The sequence below is a fragment of the Mariprofundus aestuarium genome, from assembly GCF_002795805.1.
Taxonomy (GTDB): domain Bacteria; phylum Pseudomonadota; class Zetaproteobacteria; order Mariprofundales; family Mariprofundaceae; genus Mariprofundus; species Mariprofundus aestuarium.
This window is the reverse complement of record NZ_CP018799.1, coordinates 1620181-1638846: the sequence shown is the minus strand read 5'-3', so window position 1 is coordinate 1638846 and position 18666 is coordinate 1620181. Positions and strand designations below refer to the sequence as shown.

Annotated in this window: 15 protein-coding genes; 5 read left to right on the top strand and 10 right to left on the bottom strand. The window is 50.9% G+C overall.

Going from position 1 to position 18666, the window contains the following annotated elements:
- Positions 1 to 163: 163 nt before the first annotated feature.
- From fba to Ga0123461_RS07950, 7 genes are all read right to left on the bottom strand, one after another.
- Complete coding sequence (fba, locus tag Ga0123461_RS07980) at positions 164 to 1201, bottom strand: class II fructose-bisphosphate aldolase (protein WP_100277851.1); 1038 nt, start codon at positions 1199 to 1201, stop codon at positions 164 to 166.
- 89 nt (positions 1202 to 1290) lie between these two features.
- Positions 1291 to 2745 (bottom strand): pyruvate kinase, encoded by a 1455-nt coding sequence (gene pyk, locus Ga0123461_RS07975; RefSeq protein ID WP_100277850.1) that lies wholly within the window; start codon positions 2743 to 2745, stop codon positions 1291 to 1293.
- Positions 2746 to 3924: a phosphoglycerate kinase gene (locus Ga0123461_RS07970; RefSeq protein ID WP_100277849.1), complete on the bottom strand. Its 1179-nt coding sequence runs from the start codon at positions 3922 to 3924 to the stop codon at positions 2746 to 2748.
- Positions 3925 to 4099: 175 nt separating this feature from the next.
- Positions 4100 to 5095 (bottom strand): type I glyceraldehyde-3-phosphate dehydrogenase, encoded by a 996-nt coding sequence (gene gap / locus Ga0123461_RS07965; protein WP_100277848.1) that lies wholly within the window; start codon positions 5093 to 5095, stop codon positions 4100 to 4102.
- 120 nt (positions 5096 to 5215) lie between these two features.
- Positions 5216 to 7204 (bottom strand): transketolase, encoded by a 1989-nt coding sequence (gene tkt / locus Ga0123461_RS07960; RefSeq protein WP_100277847.1) that lies wholly within the window; start codon positions 7202 to 7204, stop codon positions 5216 to 5218.
- A 142-nt stretch (positions 7205 to 7346) separates the two neighbouring features.
- Entirely contained in the window at positions 7347 to 8300 is a 954-nt protein-coding gene (gene glpX / locus Ga0123461_RS07955) for a class II fructose-bisphosphatase (protein ID WP_100277846.1), read from the bottom strand.
- A gap of 119 nt (positions 8301 to 8419) precedes the next feature.
- Positions 8420 to 9223: an inositol monophosphatase family protein gene (locus Ga0123461_RS07950; protein ID WP_232710093.1), complete on the bottom strand. Its 804-nt coding sequence runs from the start codon at positions 9221 to 9223 to the stop codon at positions 8420 to 8422.
- A 100-nt stretch (positions 9224 to 9323) separates the two neighbouring features.
- Here Ga0123461_RS07950 and Ga0123461_RS07945 point away from each other — a divergent pair, with 100 nt between their 5' ends.
- A complete protein-coding gene (locus tag Ga0123461_RS07945) occupies positions 9324 to 10508 on the top strand; it encodes a 6-phosphofructokinase (RefSeq protein WP_100277845.1) in 1185 nt (394 codons plus the stop codon).
- Positions 10509 to 10562: 54 nt separating this feature from the next.
- Here Ga0123461_RS07945 and Ga0123461_RS07940 read toward each other — a convergent pair whose 3' ends face one another.
- Complete coding sequence (locus Ga0123461_RS07940; protein WP_100277844.1) at positions 10563 to 12116, bottom strand: GAF and HD-GYP domain-containing protein; 1554 nt, start codon at positions 12114 to 12116, stop codon at positions 10563 to 10565.
- 346 nt (positions 12117 to 12462) lie between these two features.
- Complete coding sequence (locus tag Ga0123461_RS07935) at positions 12463 to 12924, bottom strand: methyltransferase family protein (RefSeq protein WP_100277843.1); 462 nt, start codon at positions 12922 to 12924, stop codon at positions 12463 to 12465.
- Positions 12925 to 13059: 135 nt separating this feature from the next.
- On the opposite strand from Ga0123461_RS07935, the gene Ga0123461_RS07930 reads away from it, so the two are divergent.
- From Ga0123461_RS07930 to Ga0123461_RS07915, 4 genes are all read left to right on the top strand, one after another.
- Positions 13060 to 13698 carry a DUF6629 family protein gene (locus Ga0123461_RS07930; protein ID WP_100277842.1) on the top strand — a complete coding sequence of 213 codons (639 nt, stop codon included), beginning with the start codon at positions 13060 to 13062 and terminating at the stop codon, positions 13696 to 13698.
- Between the two features lie 143 nt (positions 13699 to 13841).
- Entirely contained in the window at positions 13842 to 14435 is a 594-nt protein-coding gene (locus Ga0123461_RS07925; protein WP_157819283.1) for a cytochrome b/b6 domain-containing protein, read from the top strand.
- A 19-nt stretch (positions 14436 to 14454) separates the two neighbouring features.
- A complete protein-coding gene (locus Ga0123461_RS07920; RefSeq protein ID WP_100277840.1) occupies positions 14455 to 15309 on the top strand; it encodes a formylglycine-generating enzyme family protein in 855 nt (284 codons plus the stop codon).
- 171 nt (positions 15310 to 15480) lie between these two features.
- Positions 15481 to 17973, top strand: a complete 2493-nt coding sequence (locus Ga0123461_RS07915) for a glycogen/starch/alpha-glucan phosphorylase (RefSeq protein WP_100277839.1) — start codon at positions 15481 to 15483, stop codon at positions 17971 to 17973.
- A 58-nt stretch (positions 17974 to 18031) separates the two neighbouring features.
- Here Ga0123461_RS07915 and Ga0123461_RS07910 read toward each other — a convergent pair whose 3' ends face one another.
- Positions 18032 to 18649 carry a YigZ family protein gene (locus Ga0123461_RS07910; RefSeq protein WP_100277838.1) on the bottom strand — a complete coding sequence of 206 codons (618 nt, stop codon included), beginning with the start codon at positions 18647 to 18649 and terminating at the stop codon, positions 18032 to 18034.
- Positions 18650 to 18666: the final 17 nt, after the last annotated feature.

The window sequence follows — 18666 nt, the reverse complement described above, 5'->3', positions numbered from 1 at the left end:
ATATCCAGTGCGGACTAAAGGTGGAATCAAGGTGCTTTCCGGTTCGGAGTGCTTCTGATTTATCATCAATAATGAGTGACCGCTTTCAGTTAAAGCGATGGCTAGGGAGAAACAAAAAAAGGCGAGCCTTGTGGCCCGCCTTTTCTCGCGAAGATGAATCTTCTTAGCTGTAGTAGCTGATCATGCTCTCAAGAGAACGTGGTTTGATCTTGGAAGCGTTGCCAGCAGAACCGAATGCTTCGAAACGTGCTTTGCAGATATCCTGCATTGCAGCTGTAGAAGCCTTCAGGAACTTACGTGGGTCGAAGTTCGATGGGTTTTCAACCAGGAACTTGCGAACAGCACCGGTAGAAGCCATGCGAAGGTCAGTATCGATGTTCACTTTACGAACGCCGGACTTGATGCCTTCAACGATTTCTTCAACTGGAACACCATAAGTTTCGCCCATATCACCACCGTACTGGTTGATGGTAGCCAACCAGTCCTGAGGAACTGAAGAGGAACCATGCATTACCAGGTGCGTGTTAGGCAGCTTGGCGTGGATTTCCTGAATGCGGTCGATACGCAGAACCGCGCCTGTAGGTGGCTTGGTGAACTTGTAAGCGCCGTGAGAAGTGCCGATTGCGATAGCAAGTGCATCACAGCCAGTCTTTTCTACGAAGTCAGCAGCTTCATCAACACCTGTCAGAAGCTGTTCAATATCCAGCTTGCCTTCAGCGCCGTGGCCGTCTTCTTCACCCATCATGCCGGTTTCCAGAGAACCCAGGCAACCGAGCTCGCCTTCAACAGATACGCCACCGGCGTGAGCCATGTCTACAACAGCCTTGGTTACTGCTACATTGTACTCGTAAGTCGAAGGAGTCTTGGCATCAGCCATCAGAGAACCATCCATCATCACTGATGAGAAGCCTGACTGGATAGAGCGCAGACATACTGCAGGCTCAGAACCGTGATCCTGATGCATCACTACAGGGATGTGTGGATACTGCTCAACTGCAGCTGAGATCAGGTGACGCAGGAATGCTTCGCCAGCGTAACCGCGTGCACCAGCAGAGCCCTGCATGATGACCGGAGAATCGGTTTCATCAGCAGCCTGCATGATTGCATGAACCTGCTCCATGTTATTTACATTAAATGCCGGCATGCCGTAGCTGTTTTCAGCTGCATGATCCAGTAGTTGTCGCAATGAAATGAGTGCCATTTCTTCCTCCTTATGTTTTCAAAGGGCAGTAGCCCAATAAATTTGTTACGCTAAATCTTGACCCTCACGAGTCGTTTAATCAATCAACTTCAATCGTTGAAGACTTCTCCAACGCGGACAATCTTCATTGTATTTGTACCGCCGGCTTTGCCCATAGGGGTACCAAGGGTAACAATAACCAAGTCATCGCTTTCAACCAGTTCGTCATGCAGCATCATAGACATGATATCGCGGGTTGCCTGCGGTGCATCTTTCTCACCGTAGTCGTCACTTACCGGCTTTGGAATCACATTTCTGAACAGCGTTACCCGTCCTGCAGTGCTGGCCAGTGGGGTGAGTGCATAGATCGGCACCTTGGTCAGATGACGTGACATATAAAGAACCGTATTACCACTTTGAGTGAATGAGGCAATTGCAGTGATAGGCATCATGTGTGATGTCTCCATCGCCTGACGCGCCATGCACTCATCAATAGAGTGAGGTGGGAAGCGTGGATCGCGGGTTGCCGAAGAAGGCAGAACCTTCTGCTTTTCAGTCTCCATGCAGGTGCGGTGCATTGCCAGCACTGCCTCTACCGGGTATTTGCCGGCAGCCGTTTCACCGGAGAGCATGATTGCATCTGTGCCATCCAGTACCGCATTGGCTACATCATTTACTTCTGCACGCGTCGGAATCGGGTTTTCACACATTGATTCCATCATCTGTGTCGCCACGATAACCGGGGTATTGTGCTTCGGCGCTTCACGCAGGATACGCTTCTGCACTGGAGGTACGGAAGCATCACCGATCTCAACACCAAGGTCACCACGGGCAACCATGACAACATCGGATGCTTCGAGGATGCTTTCAAGGTTTTCCACGGCTTCCGCACGCTCGACCTTGGCAACCAGACCTGCACTGCTTCCTTCAGCGCGAACCAGTGAACGGGCATACTCCATATCAGCACCGTCACGCGGGAAGGAGATTGCAATGTAGTCTACGCCAATCGAGCAGGCTGTTTTGATATCTTCCTTATCCTTGTCGGTCAGGGCCGCTGCAGAGAGGCCACCACCAGCACGGTTAATGCCTTTATTGTTGGAAAGTACGCCACCAACGACGACGGTACAGTGTATTTCCTGACCTATAATATCGTCTACATCCATGACAATCAGGCCGTCATTGAGCAGCAGGCGTGCACCGGGCACAACATCACCGACAAGCTCTTTGTAGGTGAGTCCTACGCGCTCATCGTCGCCATCATCCAGTCCTAGAGCGCCATCGATGATGAATTTCTGACCGGGAGTGAGGAATGTCTTACCACTCTTGAATTTACCGACTCGGATCTTCGGCCCCTGCATATCAGCCAGAATGCCAACACAGACGCCGTTGTTTTTTGCCGCAGTACGTACGCTTTCAGCACGCATCCTGTGATCATCAGCGGAGCCATGCGAGAAATTAAGGCGCACAACATTTACGCCAGCCTTGATAAGCTGGTCCAGAACCTCCGGAGATTCGGAGGCTGGACCGAGTGTTGCTACAATTTTGGTTCTACGAAATTCGGTCACTTAAGCTGCACGCTCCTGAAGCATTGTAACGGCAGGCAGCTCTTTGCCTTCAAGGAACTCAAGGAAAGCACCACCACCGGTAGAGATATAAGAAACTTTGTCTGCAATGTTGTATTTATCAACTGCAGCCAGCGTGTCGCCGCCACCAGCGATCGAGAATGCTTTAGACTCAGCAATGGCAAGCGAGATCGCTTTGGTGCCCTCGCCGAACTGGTCGAATTCAAATACGCCAACCGGGCCATTCCATACGATGGTGCCGGCATTCATGATGATATCAGCAAGTGCTGCTGCGGAATCTGGACCGATATCAAAAATCATATCGTCATCAAGGCACTCATCAGCTGCTTTCAGCGTTGCAGCAGCAGTAGGGGAGAACTCTTTGGCACAAACGATATCCGTTGGTACAGGAATACTGCCACCATTGGCAACTGCATCGGCAGTGAGACGCTTGCAGGTATCAATCAGATCGGGTTCATAAAGGGACTTGCCTACAGGGTAGCCTGCAGCAGCAATGAAGGTATTGGCGATGCCGCCACCTACAACCAGCTGATCCACTTTTGTGGCCAGTGATTCAAGTACGGTCAGCTTGGTGGAAACCTTGGAACCACCAACGATGGCAACCATTGGGCGTGCAGGATTATCCAGGGCTTTACCGAGTGCTTCCAACTCACCAGCCAGCAGTGGTCCAGCACAGGCAACAGGAGCGTAAACGCCGGCACCGTGGGTTGAGGCCTGAGCACGGTGCGCAGTACCGAAGGCATCCATCACATAGATGTCGCACAGAGCTGCATACTTTTTGGAAAGCTCTTCATTGTTCTTGCCTTCGCCTGCGTTAAAACGCACGTTTTCCAGCAACACAACTTCGCCATCGGCTACATCAAAGCCACCATCAAGGTAATCACGGATTAAACGTACTGGTTTACCCAGCAGGGAGGAGAGGTGGTCAGCAACTGGCTGCAGTGAGTTCTCTTCACTGAACTCACCTTCGGTTGGACGCCCTACATGAGACATCAGCATTACCTTGGCGCCAGCATTTGCAGCATGGGTGATAGTTGGCATGGACGCACGAATACGGGCATCAGAGGTTACCTTGCCATCTTTAATAGGCACATTCAGGTCTTCGCGGATGAGGACGCGTTTTCCAGCCAGATCGAGGTCGGTCATTTTGATTACGGACATTCTCTTTCTCCTTCTTTAGTAGATGTGGCACGGGCTGAACATTGAACAAGTCAGTTGTGCGGCATCAGGTTGATCAAAACGTAATAACGTTTGTCGCTGCCAGCTTGCTGTTACATAGGTAAAAAACAAACGGGCAATGACAAACGTGGGAGCCGAAGCTCCCACGTCTATTTGATTATGCTACGTGACGAACCAGGTTCATCATGTTGCAGGTGTAACCATATTCGTTGTCATACCATGCAACGAGTTTAACGAAGGTGCCGTCAAGTGCGATACCAGCGCCAGCATCAAAGATGGATGAGTTTTTGCAGCCACGGAAGTCGGTGGATACAACCTTCTCGTCGGTGTAACCGAGAGTTGCACTCATTGCGCCTTCAGAAGCTGCCTTCATCGCAGCACAGATCTCTTCATATGTAGCAGATTTCTCAAGCTCACAGGTCAGATCAACAACAGATACGTCAGAAGTTGGTACGCGGAACGCCATACCAGTCAGCTTGCCGTTGAGCTCAGGAAGAACCACGCCTACCGCTTTAGCAGCGCCGGTAGAAGATGGAATGATGTTTTCCAGAATACCACGGCCACCGCGCCAGTCTTTCATGGAAGGACCATCAACAGTCTTCTGGGTAGCAGTTGCAGCATGTACAGTAGTCATCAGACCACGAACGATACCGAAGTTGTCGTTGATGACCTTAGCCATTGGCGCCAGGCAGTTAGTGGTGCATGAAGCAGCAGAAACGATGTTCTGGCCAGCATACTCATCGTGGTTAACACCATATACGAACATAGGGGTGTTATCCTTGGCTGGAGCAGACTGAACAACCTTCTTGGCGCCAGCGTCGATGTGTGCCTGGCAGCTTTCTGTAGTCAGGAAGAAGCCGGTACAGTCGATTACGATGTCTGCGCCAACTTCGTCCCACTTCAGGTCAGCCGGGTTACGCTCTGCAGTCAGGCGGATCTTCTTGCCATCAACAACCAGGTTGTTTCCATCAACAGAAACATCACCGTCAAAACGGCCATGAACTGAGTCAAACTTCAGCATGTATTCGAGGTAATCAGCGTCAAGAAGGTCGTTGATACCTACAACTTCCATGTCCTTGAAGTCCTTTGCAATAGCGCGGAACACCATGCGGCCGATACGGCCGAAACCATTAATACCAATTTTAATTGTCATATTGTTTTCCTCTCCTCTCCGTATTGTTTGTTACATCTTAATAAGAAAGCGTATTGGATTTCTCTGCCTTTCGACAGTGATATATAGTCGAAAGGCAGAAAAAGTCCAATAGGCGTTGATTTATGCTACTTCGTTGACCGCTGCGACTACCGCCTCAGTGGTAATGCCAAACATTTTGAACAGTTCGCCTGCTGGAGCTGACTCGCCAAAGGTGTCGATACCGATCACCTTGCCGTTCAGGCCAACATACTTCGCCCAGAAACCTGTGACGCCAGCTTCAACTGCAACACGTGCAGTCACAGATGATGGCAGTACAGACTCTCTGTAATCAGCATCCTGCGCATCGAATGCGTTAGTCGATGGCATGGATACAACGCGAACGTTCTTATCTGATGCAGCTGCTGCTTCCATAGCCAGAGAGACTTCAGAACCGGTTGCAATGATGATTACATCAGGAGTGCCTGCACAATCTTTCAGGATGTAGCCACCGCGTTCGATCAGTTTGATCTGCTCAGCGGTACGATCCTGATGTGGCAGGTTCTGACGTGAGAAGATCAGAGAGCTTGGGCCAGTTGTGTTCTTGATCGCAACTTTCCAGGCAACAGTCGATTCAACAGCGTCACAAGGGCGCCAAACATCCATGTTCGGAATCATGCGCAGTGTTGCTGTCTGTTCAACTGGCTGATGGGTAGGGCCATCTTCGCCAAGACCGATAGAGTCATGGGTGAATACTTCGATATGACGCACTTTCATCAGTGCAGCCATACGCAGTGCGTTGCGTGCATACTCAGAGAACATCAGGAAGGTTGCACCATAAGGTACGAAGCCGCCGTGCAGGGAGATGCCATTGATCATCGCAGCCATGCCGAACTCACGTACACCGTAGTTCACGTAGTTGCCGGCAGCGTCGTTGATGACTGGTTTAGCACCAGACCACAGTGTCAGGTTTGAACCTGCGAGGTCGGCGGAGCCACCCAGGAATTCAGGGGTGATCTTAGCCAGACCTTCGATGGCGTTCTGAGAAGCCTTACGTGATGCAATGGTTTCACCCTTTGCAGCAACTTCAGCAATGAATGCATCAGCGGCAGCGTCCCAATCAGCAGCCAGTTCGCTGTTAATGCGACGTGTGAACTCTGCTGCCTCAGCAGGGAATTCAGCTGCGTATGCAGCGAAACGTGCATCCCAGTCAGATTCTGCAGCAGCGCCAGCATCTTTGTTGTCCCAGCCAGCATATACATCTGCAGGGATTTCAAATGGTGCGTGATCCCAACCCAGCTCTTTACGAACCAGTGCGATCTCTTCATCACCAAGGGCTGCGCCGTGGCAGTCATGAGTGCCAGCCATGTTTGGAGAACCGAAGCCGATAACTGTTTTGCAGCAGATCATAGTAGGCTTGCCGGTTTCAGCTTTTGCAGTCTCAATAGCCTGTTTGATCTCTTCAGCATCATGGCCATCAACACCACGAATAACCTGCCAGCCATAAGATTCAAAGCGGCCTGGCGTATCATCAGTGAACCAGCCTTCAACGTGGCCATCAATTGAGATGCCATTGTCATCCCAGAATGCAATCAGCTTGCCCAGACCGAGTGTGCCAGCCAGTGAGCATGCTTCATGAGAGATACCTTCCATCAGGCAGCCATCGCCGAGGAATACGTAGGTGTTGTGGTCAACGATTTCGTGACCTGGCTTGTTGAACTGAGCTGCCAGTGTCTTTTCAGCCAAAGCCATGCCGACACCATTGGTAATGCCCTGACCGAGTGGCCCAGTAGTGGTCTCAACGCCTGGAGCATAACCATACTCCGGGTGACCCGGTGTGCGGGAGTGCAGCTGGCGGAACTGCTTAAGATCTTCCATGCCCAGATCGTAGCCGGTCAGGTGCAGGAGAGAGTAGATCAGCATAGAGCCGTGACCATTTGAAAGAATGAAGCGGTCACGATCGGCCCATTTAGGGTTCGTCGGATTGTGCTTCATGTAGTCGTTCCACAGGACTTCGGCGATATCTGCCATGCCCATTGGAGCGCCCGGGTGTCCGGAATTTGCTTTCTGGACGCTATCCATCGCAAGTGCGCGAACGGCATTGGCCAGGTGTCTACGGCTGCTATTACTCATATGCTTATGTTCCCCTTATCTATATTATATAGTGTCGGCTGAATGATCGCAGATGCAACCATTCATGCCAAATCAGTAGTTGTTATTTTTTTCATAAGCTCAGCTTATGAGGTTGGCTTAATCCCTAACTCTTTTTTAGTAATTAAACGTGCAGTGTGGTCTGAACGCGGCGAATATTGCCAACAGATCCGGAGAGCACAACGGTGTCGGTGGTCATGTAGCGACCATCGGCATCAGAGCCAACCTTAACGTGATGACAATATGCACCACTGGTCAAACCAGTAGCAACAAACATGCAGTCATCAGAGGTGACGAGTTCGTCACGGGTGATGATGCGTTTGGTGTCAATTCCTTCTTCTTCACACAGCTTAATCTCAAAATCCTTCTGAGGTGCCATTCGACCAAACATTTCCGCGCCCATCGCACGTGCAGCACAGGCTGTTACGATGCCTTCCGGTGTTCCGCCAATGCCGAACAGGGCATCGGAACCCATATTTAGTACAGCCTGAATTGCGCCGTTTACATCGCCATCAGTAGCCAGGCGAACCTTGGCGCCACAAGCGTAAACTTCCTGAATCATCTCTTTGTGGCGAGGTTTATCGAGAATGAATACACGAATCTCTTTAATGTCTTTGCCGAGTGCTTTGGCAAGTGCATGCAAGCGGTCTGCAACCGGTGCTTCCGGATCAATTTTGCCGCGTGCGGCTTTAGGATAGACCTGCTTGTCCATGTAGAAACAAGCGCCCGGGCGATACATGGAGCCTGCAGGTGCTGCGGCCAGTGTTACAATGGAACCAGGCATGTCTTTAGCAAACAGGTTGGTGCCTTCAATCGGGTCAACGGCGATATCAACGCCAATGCCTTCGCCTGTGCCAACAGGCTCGTCGTCATACAGGGCAGGGGCTTCATCTTTGGCGCCTTCGCCAATGACAACAACACCTTTCATTTTTACCTGATTGATGCGTTCGCGCATGGCATCAACTGCCAGGCCGTCGCCCTCATCCTTCTGACCGGAACCTACAAACGGGGCACAAGCGCGGGCTGCTGCCTCACACACTTCCACCAAATCAATCTTAAGATCGCAAACGCTTCCCATGTTTCCCCCTCATAAAATACAAAGACGCTAAAATTTTAGCAACCGCACTCTAGCTGTTTTGTGCATAAAATGCGACCCCGAATGGAGTGGCTTGAAAAGCACTTTACTTTCAAAGGAATTCAGAATGCCAGTTGTTGTTTTAGTTCATTCTGAACAGCGTGTGTGCACGTGGAGAGAATGGGCGATGAGAGTGATGCGGCTGGAAAGAGAGGGTTGCCGGAAAAATCACCAACGCAGCCACCTGCTTCAGCGACCAGCAAGCTGCCGGCGGCATAGTCCCATAACTTCTCGCCACCGTGGATGATGAACTGACCACGGCCAGCTGCCAGCCATGCCCACTCCAGTGCGCAGCTACCGACATTGCGCTGGCTGCGAAATATTTTTTCAGTGGCAAAGCGGGATGCGGTATCCCTGTTCAGTCGTTTAAAATCAATAAAACCGACGCTGTTGGAGAGTTGGTCCTCCTTTGAACAGTGAATCTTGCTGCCGTTGAGGAATGCGCCACCACCAGCGCTTGCGGTAAATGTCTCTCCGCGAACAGGATCGTGCGTACAGGCCAGCTCTACTTTGCCTTCTCTAATCAGGGCCAGTGAAATGGCGAAGCCCGGGAACGATGTCGCAAAGTTGGTGGTGCCGTCGAGAGGATCAAGGCACCAGAAAGTACCGCTCTTTTGCTTCAGGCAATCCAGTTGCTCATCCAGACTCATCTCTTCGCCAAGAAAGACGATATCACCATCAATCTTTGCCAGTTCATTCTCAATATAGTGCTGGCAGGCCAGATCGGTCTTGGTAACGATAGAACCGTCTGCTTTCTGCATGGTTAATACTGCCGATTCGTATGCGGGTATGATGATCTCATGACCAGCTCTGATCAGGATTCTGGATATCTGCTGCAGTCTGGACTCTAACGTCATGATCTTCATTCCTTGATTGATGTGGCAGCATATCCTGTCTGTACAGATTGGAGATGTCATGTGGCCTGGAAGACGCTATTATGCCGTTCCAATTATAGGAGGGCTAATCATGGCTTTGAAAGGTAAGATGGTGATAGGACAGTCCGGAGGTCCGACCGCAGTCATTAATCAGTCGCTGGTAGGCGCGGTGCTGGCAGCAAGGAAACATGCCGATATTACGGGCATTCTTGGCGCACACCACGGTATTGCAGGGATTATGAAAGAGGATTTCATTGATCTGACGACACAGAGTGATGAAGAGCTTGAGTTGCTTGCTGCTACGCCCGCAGCAGGACTGGGCTCTGTACGCCTGAAGCCAGGCAAAGCCGAATGCGAGCGCGTATTTGAAGTGTTCAAAAAGAATGATGTACGTTACTTCTTTTATATTGGGGGAAATGATTCTGCAGAGACGGCCCATATCATCGCCGAGATGGCCAAAGAGGCCAACTACGATTTCTGTACCATCCATATTCCTAAAACCATTGATAACGATCTGCGTGTGACTGATCACTGCCCGGGTTATGCCTCTGCAGCGAAGTTTGTTGCGCTGGCGTTCATGGGCGATGACCGTGACAACGCCGCCCTTGCCGGCATCAAAATTAATATCGTAATGGGTCGTGATGCAGGTTTCCTTACTGCTGCATCTGCATTGGCGCGTCAGGATGAGGGCGATGGCCCGCATCTGATTTATGTGCCGGAGCGTACCTTTGATGTGGCAAAGTTCCAGGCTGATGTGAAAGCTGTTGTGGCCAAATATGGTCGCTGTGTTGTAGCTGTATCCGAAGGCATTACCAATGCTGCCGGTGAGCCAGTTATGACTTCCGGTGAACGTGACAGCCACGGCAACCTTCAACTCTCCGGTACCGGTGCACTCGGTGACTTCCTTTCCGGTAAGGTGAAAGAGGCTTATGCCGGTGAAACAGTACGCGTACGCGCGGATACCTTCGGTTACCTGCAGCGCAGCTTTCCAGCGGTAGTCTCCGAAGTGGATGCCTCCGAGGCACGTATGGTTGGCGATTTCGGTGTTAACCATGCGGTGGCAACCGCTGAACCCGGTTCTGTCGCGATCCGCAGGATCTCCAGTGTACCATATGCCAGTGAATGTTTTATCACGCCGCTCTCAAGTGTGGCACGTGAGGCAACCGAGATGAAGGATGAGTATATCAATGAGGCTGGTAACGACGTCACACAGGCGTGGCTTGATTATGTTTCTCCGCTGGTCGGCGAGATGCCGAAAATGGGTAAGCTTTTCTGATTTAACTCGATCTTATCTTAAGCAAAAAAAGGGCTGCCGACTGGTGGCCCTTTTTTATGGCATTTTGAACGGATAGCCGGGAATCTCAAAAGGCTCTTCGATATCTATCAGCTTCGGATCCATGTACTCACGGGCGTAGGGGAGATAGACCTTCTCGTGGATAAAGATATCGAAAAGGTCGGGATCGATATGGTTCTGCAGCTTCATCCTGCCGAGGATGGATAGTGCCTCGGAGAGCTTCTTGCCATCTTTGTAGGGGCGATCTTCTGCAGTTAAGGCCTCGAAAACATCGGCAATGGCCATTACTCTGGCTGGCACACTCATCTGCTCGCGCGTTAGGCCCTGTGGATAACCTGTGCCGTCCATGCGTTCGTGATGACCACCGGCATATTCAGGGACCTCTTTCATGTTCTCCGGGAACTTCATCGATTCCAGCATCTTATTAGTGACCACGATGTGGTCGTTGACGATCTTTCGTTCTTCGGCATTGAGGGTGCCGTAGTGAATCAGAAGGTTGTTTAGCTCATCCTCGGAGAAGAAGGGGGCGACCTGACCTTCGCAATTGCGCCAGGTGCGCGTGGCAATTTTTTTCACCCGATCCTTTAGTTCATGCGCCATGGATTCTACTCCCGCATTGCAGTGGCGGATGAAATCACGTTCTTCATTCAGGGCTTGGATCTCTTCTGTGTAGCACTTCTCGATCGCTTCAGCCTCCGGGTTGTCTGAGCCGGACTCCAGCAGCTTTGTCAGCTTGGTGATTTCGGCATCGCGCTTAAGTACCTCAAAGCGGGTGTCGATGAGGTGGATGCGATCATGGATTGTCTCCAGCTTGGTTGCCTTGTCGACTACGTGTACGGGCGTCGAAAGCTTGCCACAGTCGTGCAGCCATGAGGCAACTTCGAGGGTGTAGCGCTTCTGGTTGGTTAATGTGAAAGCCTTCATGCGGTTGTTATCCCGGCTGGCAGCTTCGGCCAGTGCAAGGGTCAGTTCGGGCACACGCCTGCAGTGACCGCCGGTATAGGGCGATTTTTCATCGATACCTGTTGCGATGGTTTTAATAAAGGAGTCAAACAGTTCTTTGAGATCATCGACCAACCGTTTGTTGGTCAGTGCGATGGCTGCCTGGCTGGCCAGCGATTTGACCAGGTGTACGTCATTATTATCGAACTCCATCACAGCGCTATTCTGTTTGTCCTGTTTGTTAATCAACTGAATCACGCCGATCGTTTTGCCATCATGGTTAATCATAGGTACCGAGAGCATTGAGCGTGTGCGGTAGTTCATGCGCTGGTCGAACATGCGAGGGCCGGTAAAATCGAACTCTGTGCCTTGATCGTCATAAACGTCAGGCAGGTTAACTGTTGCGTTGTTCAGGGCCGAGTAGGCTACGACACGTTCGTTGTTGGGCCTGCCGTCGCGGTGATAGAGGGAGATCGCCTTGAATTGAACCCGGCGATTACTGGTGCCCCCCATTGCGATGCCAAGCGAGGTTGTGCGTACGATTTCAAAGGAGAGCTTTTTGTCATCATTGACTGTGTAGAGCGTGCCGCCATCGGCGCGGGTAATAAGCTTTGCCCCGACGAGGATCATCTCCAGAAGACGAGGCATATCCTTCTCAGACGATAGGGCAATGCCGATCGCGTTCAGTTTCTCAATTCTGGAAAGAAGGTCGCGATCCTGATTCTGTTTGCTTGCATCCTCTTTTACAGCAGCGTCTAAGTGTGAAATCGTTCAACCTCCCTGTCATAACAGACCTAACTATATCAGCTGCTGAGTTTTTTCACATCAGGAGCAGCATTCCGGTGTTGCAGAATCCCATCTATCGGCTCCTTTGGCTAAAAGTTTATGCAATAGTGAAATAAACACCCGAATGGTATTTGGATGGCTCCGACGAGCTGTGATAGCAATCACAGTTACTGGTGTCTGCGCCATTAATAGTGATGGTTCAAGTTGACTAAATCCAACGGCGGACGCTGGACTTGTACTCCAGATAGGATTTGCCGAACTGATTTTCCAACGCCTGCTCTTCCGGTTCGATCTGGAAACGGTTCATATAGAGGATGAACAGTACAACAACGAAGAGACCGAATCGGGCGCCCAGCCAGAGGCTCAGTGATGCCAGCATGATGGCAAGCCCGAGATACATCGGGTTCCTGCTGAAACGGTAGATACCGCTGGTCACCATTTTCGATGTTTTGTGCGGATAGCGGGGATCGACAGTGGTTTTCGACCTGAAGAAGGTAATCAGCGCGGTGAGGTCTATCGCCGCAGCTACGGTCAACAAGAGGACAGCTACAGCACGTCGAATCTCGATTCCCATCGAGTGCGTGCCGAGTAGCTCAGCCAGTGACCAGATCATCAACCCGCAGATGAGAGCGAGGGGAATCGGAGGGATCTTAAGATTGAACTTGTCCATGACCGCTATCATGACCTTAAACAGGATAAATCCATAGTGTGTTTTATTTCTAAGTGATGCATAGGTTATTGCGACTGAGCGCTTACACTTGAAACTATCAATTGCTCTGGTTGCGGTTGAAGAGTAGCAGGCGTTATGTGTTTTTCAGCGACAGCCAGTTTCATCGTTGGTGGATCATTGATCTCGGTTGGCGCATTGACGCTGAAGCTGGCGAAAGAGAAGCGTGAGCTGGGCTTTGCCTTGATTCCTCTGCTGTTTGGTATTCAGCAAATCATCGAAGGGACTCTCTGGCTCTCGTTCCATTATGATATGCCGCAACTCAAAACAGTGATGACCTATCTGTTTACGATGTTTTCACATGTGCTGTGGCCTATCTATGTGCCATTTGCGGTAGGGTTGTTGGAAACGGAAAGATGGCGGTTGAAGGCGATGTGGATATTCCGCCTTATCGGTGTTTCGGTAAGTATTCATTTGCTACTGCTGATTACCCTGCAGCCGCTAACGGCAGTGGCAGATCACCATATTATTTATATCTCACCCAGCCTTTACGAATGGCCGATGATGCTGCTCTATATTGCAGCCACATGTCTGGTCTCACTCTTCTCCAGCCACAGGTTGATCCGGGTTTTCGGTGCCCTGGCGATAGTGCTGTTTGTTATTGCTTACCTGTTCTACACAGCCGCATTCTTCTCGGTATGGTGTTTCTTTGCGGCTATCCTCAGTTTGATTGTCTACCTTTTCTTCAAGGGCAGGGGAAGCAAGCAGGTCACTTGAATTAGCAGGTAAAAGGAGCAGGCTGCGCATCCCTCGGGACGGGGTTATTCCCTCGTTCAGATACCTGCGTTATATTAGCTGTTGATAATATAATTATTTAATCTATGATTCGCAGCCAATTTTACTACCTTGGTGGAGGTTACATGCGTATTAATACAGTTACTCGCGTACTTCATATGTCGATGATCATTACGGTTGCATTCCAGCTTATCAGTTCGTTGCTGATGTTTGTGCCTGAGCCCGGAAAACTGGTGACGTATGAAACGGTTCTTTTCTCGCTTCATATCATGCTTTTTGGTTGGGGTGCTTTCCTGATCAGTAGTATTTATGCCATGACTCGATTTGCGGAAAAGGATGCCTGGGGGCGCCTTGTACCATGGTTCTCTAAAAAACATCGTGCGGCATTCTTCAAGTCTGCAAAAGAGGAGCTTCCAGGTGTGTTCACTGGCAACCTTGCACCGCCTGAAAATCGCACAGCACTGGCTGGAGCCATGCACGGCCTCGGATTCCTGACCCTGATAGCGCTCGGCCTTACCGGCGCCTATGTGATGAACGGGGTGCGTTCCGACGGTACGATGACACAGGATATGCTGTTCATGTTTGAAATGCATGAAACGTTTGGCATCGTGATCTGGACCTTCCTGGCCTGTCATGTCTCCATGGTGATATACCACCTGATTCTGGGTCATAAGCATATCCTCGATATTTTCGAGCGTATCAAGATTAAGTGGAAATAAGGGTTTCGGGAGCGACCATATGAATATTCGGAAAACTGGCCTGTTCGGCACCATCCTGTCATTGATTCTGCTGCTGAACCCTCTGCAGGCGCTTTCAGTTGAAGAGGTATCTGTGGTTGATGCTTCTGCCACGCCTGCAATTGAAGAAGCAGCTGAACCAAAACACGGCGATATCATGACCGATGAGCATGGTATCGAATTTATTTATATCGGCCCTGGGAAATTTGTCATGGGTACGCCTGAGGCAGAACCGGGTCGTTATCCGGATGAAGTACAGCACGAAGTGGAGATCAAAAAAGGTTTCTGGATGGGTAAGTACGAAGTCACCTTCGATCAATACGACTATTTTTGTAAGAAGACCGGAAACTCCAAGGCAAGGGATGAACACTGGGGCCGTGGTAATCGCCCGGTGATCCACGTGAAATGGCATGATGCACAGATGTATGCCGACTGGCTCTCCAAACGCAGCGGTTATAAATATCGCCTGCCGACTGAAGCGGAGTGGGAATACGCCGCCCGTGCAGGCACCACGACGGCATTTTCCTGGGGTGATAACCCGGCCGACTTCCCTGAATACGCCTGGAACAGCACCAATGCGGATAAGAAAACCCACCCTGTTGGAGAGAAGAAGCCCAATCCGTGGGGGCTCTACGACATGCACGGTAATGTGTGGGAGTGGACTGGTTCCTTTTACAGTGAGGAGTTCGATGGCACGGAGTTGAAGTACTCCGACAAGAAATCAAACGATAACCGTTCGGTTCGTGGTGGGGCCTGGTACTTCTTTCCCAAAGGACTGCGATCAGGCGACCGTCGCGTTTATCATCCGCGCTACCGTTTGCCATATCTCGGATTCCGTCTGGTTCGCGAGAATTAAATATAGCTGAGTAAGCGATGGAAGGGCTGCCGATAGGCGGCCCTTTTTATTTTCCGAAAGCTGGATTCGATGGGCTTACATTGACTTGAAAGGGCTGTTTCGACAGGCTGCGCCGCCCGCAAGATAAACAATAAAAGCCATAGTTCGGACGGCGTTCTCAAGGTGTATTTGATGACAAAAGAGATCAAAGAAATTCGTGATATTAGAGATGTGCCGCCGGTTGGGAAAACCAGCGACGACCTGGTTAATGGCATACAGCGCCACTATCTGCGCACCTTTGGGCAGCACAAACCAAACAATTCCGTTGATTATAAGTATAAGGCACTGGCCTGCACGATCAGGGATCGACTGATGGAGTGCTGGAAAAATACCAAAGAGGCGCATGAAGAGCAGGATAAGAAACGCGCCTACTATCTTTCACTTGAATTTCTGATGGGGCGTGCGCTTGGTAATGCCGTGCTGAATCTGGGGCTGGATGAGCAGACTGAAGAAGCACTGCACAAGCTTGGTCTGGATGTGGAAGAGATTATTGATCAAGAGTCGGATGCAGGCCTGGGCAATGGTGGCCTTGGCCGGCTGGCAGCCTGTTTTGTCGACAGCTGCGCGACTCTGCAGTTGCCTGTGGTCGGTTACGGTATCCGTTATGAATATGGCATGTTCCGTCAGCAGATTGTCGATGGCAATCAGGTTGAAGAGCCGGATCACTGGTTGAGGAATGGTAATATCTGGGAGCTTGAGCGTCCGGAGCACACCCAGTGTGTTCATTTCGGCGGCCGCTCCGAGTCCTATCATGATGCGAAGGGGACACTGCGTACACGGTGGGTTGATACTGAGGATGTGCTGGCAGTTCCATATGATACCCCGATTCCTGGGTACAAAAATGGTACAGTGAACACGCTACGTCTCTGGAAGTCAGCAGCGACCGACGAATTCAATCTCGGTGAGTTCAATGCCGGCAGTTATCCTGAATCCGTGGCTTCCAAGAATGAGGCGGAACACATATCGATGGTGCTCTACCCGAATGATGCCAGCGAGAACGGTAAAGAGCTGCGTCTGCGCCAGCAGTATTTCCTGGCATCGGCAAGTATCAAGGATGTGCTCAGGCAGTGGGTCGAGGTGCATGGCAACGACTTCTCCGAATTCGCCGAGAAGAACGTATTCCAGCTCAATGATACCCATCCAACCGTATCGGTTGCTGAACTGATGCGTATTCTGATGGATGATTACGCTCTTGAGTGGGATGCGGCGTGGGCTATCACCAGCCAGACCATGGCCTATACCAACCATACACTACTGCCGGAAGCGTTGGAGCGTTGGCCTGTTTATCTGTTTGGCCGCCTGCTGCCACGTCTTCTTGAGATTATTTACGAGATCAATGCCCGTTTCCTCTCTGAGGTGGCCAACCGCTGGCCTGGCGATGTCGAGCGTCAGAGTCGCATGTCAATTATCGAGGAGGGACCTGTTCAGCAGGTTCGCATGGCCTACCTTGCACTGGTTGGCAGCTTCTCGGTCAACGGTGTGGCACAGCTGCATTCCGACCTTCTGGTTGAGGGACTTTTTGCCGACTTCTATGCCATGTGGCCTGAGAAGTTTAACAATAAGACCAATGGTGTGACTCAGCGCCGTTGGATGGCATGGTGTAACAAGCCGATGTCGGAGCTGATTACCGACACCATCGGTGGAGATTGGGTTACCGATCTTGGTGAACTGCGCAAGCTTGTACCTTACGCAGACGATGCCGAGTTCCGCAAGCAGTGGGCGGCCTGTAAGCATCAGAACAAGGAGCGTCTGGCGGCCATCGTCGAAGCTGAGTGTGGTGTTACCTTCAATCCCGATGCGATGTTCGATATTCAGGTGAAGCGTATCCATGAATATAAGCGCCAGCTCCTTAATGTTCTGCACGTGATCCATCTCTATGATCGTATTAAACGTGGCGATACCGATAACTGGACGCCACGTTGTGTGTTGATCGGTGGCAAAGCGGCTCCGGGCTACTATATCGCCAAGCAGATCATCAAACTGGTGAATAACGTAGCCGAGGTGGTCAATAACGACCCTGAAGTGGGTGATAAACTTAAAGTTGTATTCTTCCCGAACTACCGCGTTTCTGCGATGGAGGTGATTGCTCCTGCAGCCGACCTTTCCGAGCAGATCTCAACGGCCGGTAAAGAGGCTTCGGGCACGGGCAACATGAAGTTCATGATGAACGGTGCGATGACCATCGGTACGCTGGATGGCGCAAACATTGAAATACGCGAAGAGGTGGGCGATGAGAACTTCTTCCTATTCGGGCTGACTGCTGAAGAGGTGGAGGCAACACGTGGGCATTACAATCCGGATGCGATCATTGCTGACGATGCGGATTTTTCCCGTGTGATGGAGTTGCTGGAGTGTGGCCACTTCAGCCAGTTCGAGCCGGGCCTTTTTTCAGCGATCTTCCATGCTATTCGTAGTCCACACGATCCGTGGCTGGTTGCGGCGGACTTCCGCGCCTATGTTGATGCACAGCAACTGGCAGCCGAGGCGTTTCTCGATCAGAATCGCTGGCAGAAGATGAGTGTGTTGAATACAGCCTACAGTGGGAAATTTTCTACTGACCGTACCATGCAGGATTACAATCGTGATATCTGGAAGCTGACGCCGATTCCGTCGAAGTGCAGTTGATTATTTAACCAGCTATTCCTGAATGAAAAAAGCGTGGAGTTTTGGCTCTGCGCTTTTTTTATGGATCGGAGAAGGTGAGACTGGCTGTTCCGTGGCTGGAATTGGTAATCGCCTCTTCTAGCTCCTCCGCTTTGATGGACTCAACTGCGATGTGAAAGGCAACATCGTCCCGGTATATCGTCTCTTTGATCTCGATGCCCAGTTTATCCAGCAGTCGACGCAGGCTGCTCTCCAGTGCAAAAGGGGCGTGAAGAGTGGCGTCTGTAGTATCAATGTGTCGTGTAAGGGGCAGGGCATCAACAGCCTGCTGTACCGCGCTTGTGTAGGCTCGCACAAGCCCTCCGGCACCGAGCTTGATGCCGCCGAAATAGCGGCTGACGACAACGACAATCTCACCGATATTTTTGTGTTGAAGCACATTGAGCATCGGTTTTCCAGCTGTTCCCTGTGGCTCTCCTGCATCGGAGCAGCCGCGTTCGATTGATGAGTCAGGATGACCTGCGATATAAGCCCAGCAGTGGTGGCGTGCTTCCGGCTGTTGCAGTTTTATCATCTCTATAAAGGCAAGCGCATCGGTTTTCGATTCTGCATGAGCGATATCGGTGACGAAACGACTGCGTTTGATCTCCTGCTCTACGCAGATATGTTCAGCCGGAATATTGTATGATGAACGCAAAGCGAAATGACAGTTGG

Excerpts from the sequence above, each read along its gene's own strand:
- fba (WP_100277851.1), bottom strand. The coding sequence starts at position 1,201 with ATGGCACTCATTTCATTGCGACAACTACTGGATCATGCAGCTGAAAAC.
- Ga0123461_RS07970 (WP_100277849.1), bottom strand. The coding sequence starts at position 3,924 with ATGTCCGTAATCAAAATGACCGACCTCGATCTGGCTGGAAAACGCGTC.
- gap (WP_100277848.1), bottom strand. The coding sequence starts at position 5,095 with ATGACAATTAAAATTGGTATTAATGGTTTCGGCCGTATCGGCCGCATG.
- tkt (WP_100277847.1), bottom strand. The coding sequence starts at position 7,204 with ATGAGTAATAGCAGCCGTAGACACCTGGCCAATGCCGTTCGCGCACTT.
- glpX (WP_100277846.1), bottom strand. The coding sequence starts at position 8,300 with ATGGGAAGCGTTTGCGATCTTAAGATTGATTTGGTGGAAGTGTGTGAG.
- Ga0123461_RS07950 (WP_232710093.1), bottom strand. The coding sequence starts at position 9,223 with ATGAAGATCATGACGTTAGAGTCCAGACTGCAGCAGATATCCAGAATC.
- Ga0123461_RS07945 (WP_100277845.1), top strand. The coding sequence starts at position 9,324 with ATGGCTTTGAAAGGTAAGATGGTGATAGGACAGTCCGGAGGTCCGACC.
- Ga0123461_RS07940 (WP_100277844.1), bottom strand. The coding sequence starts at position 12,116 with ATGCCTCGTCTTCTGGAGATGATCCTCGTCGGGGCAAAGCTTATTACC.
- Ga0123461_RS07935 (WP_100277843.1), bottom strand. The coding sequence starts at position 12,924 with ATGGACAAGTTCAATCTTAAGATCCCTCCGATTCCCCTCGCTCTCATC.
- Ga0123461_RS07930 (WP_100277842.1), top strand. The coding sequence starts at position 13,060 with ATGTGTTTTTCAGCGACAGCCAGTTTCATCGTTGGTGGATCATTGATC.
- Ga0123461_RS07925 (WP_157819283.1), top strand. The coding sequence starts at position 13,842 with ATGCGTATTAATACAGTTACTCGCGTACTTCATATGTCGATGATCATT.
- Ga0123461_RS07920 (WP_100277840.1), top strand. The coding sequence starts at position 14,455 with ATGAATATTCGGAAAACTGGCCTGTTCGGCACCATCCTGTCATTGATT.
- Ga0123461_RS07915 (WP_100277839.1), top strand. The coding sequence starts at position 15,481 with ATGACAAAAGAGATCAAAGAAATTCGTGATATTAGAGATGTGCCGCCG.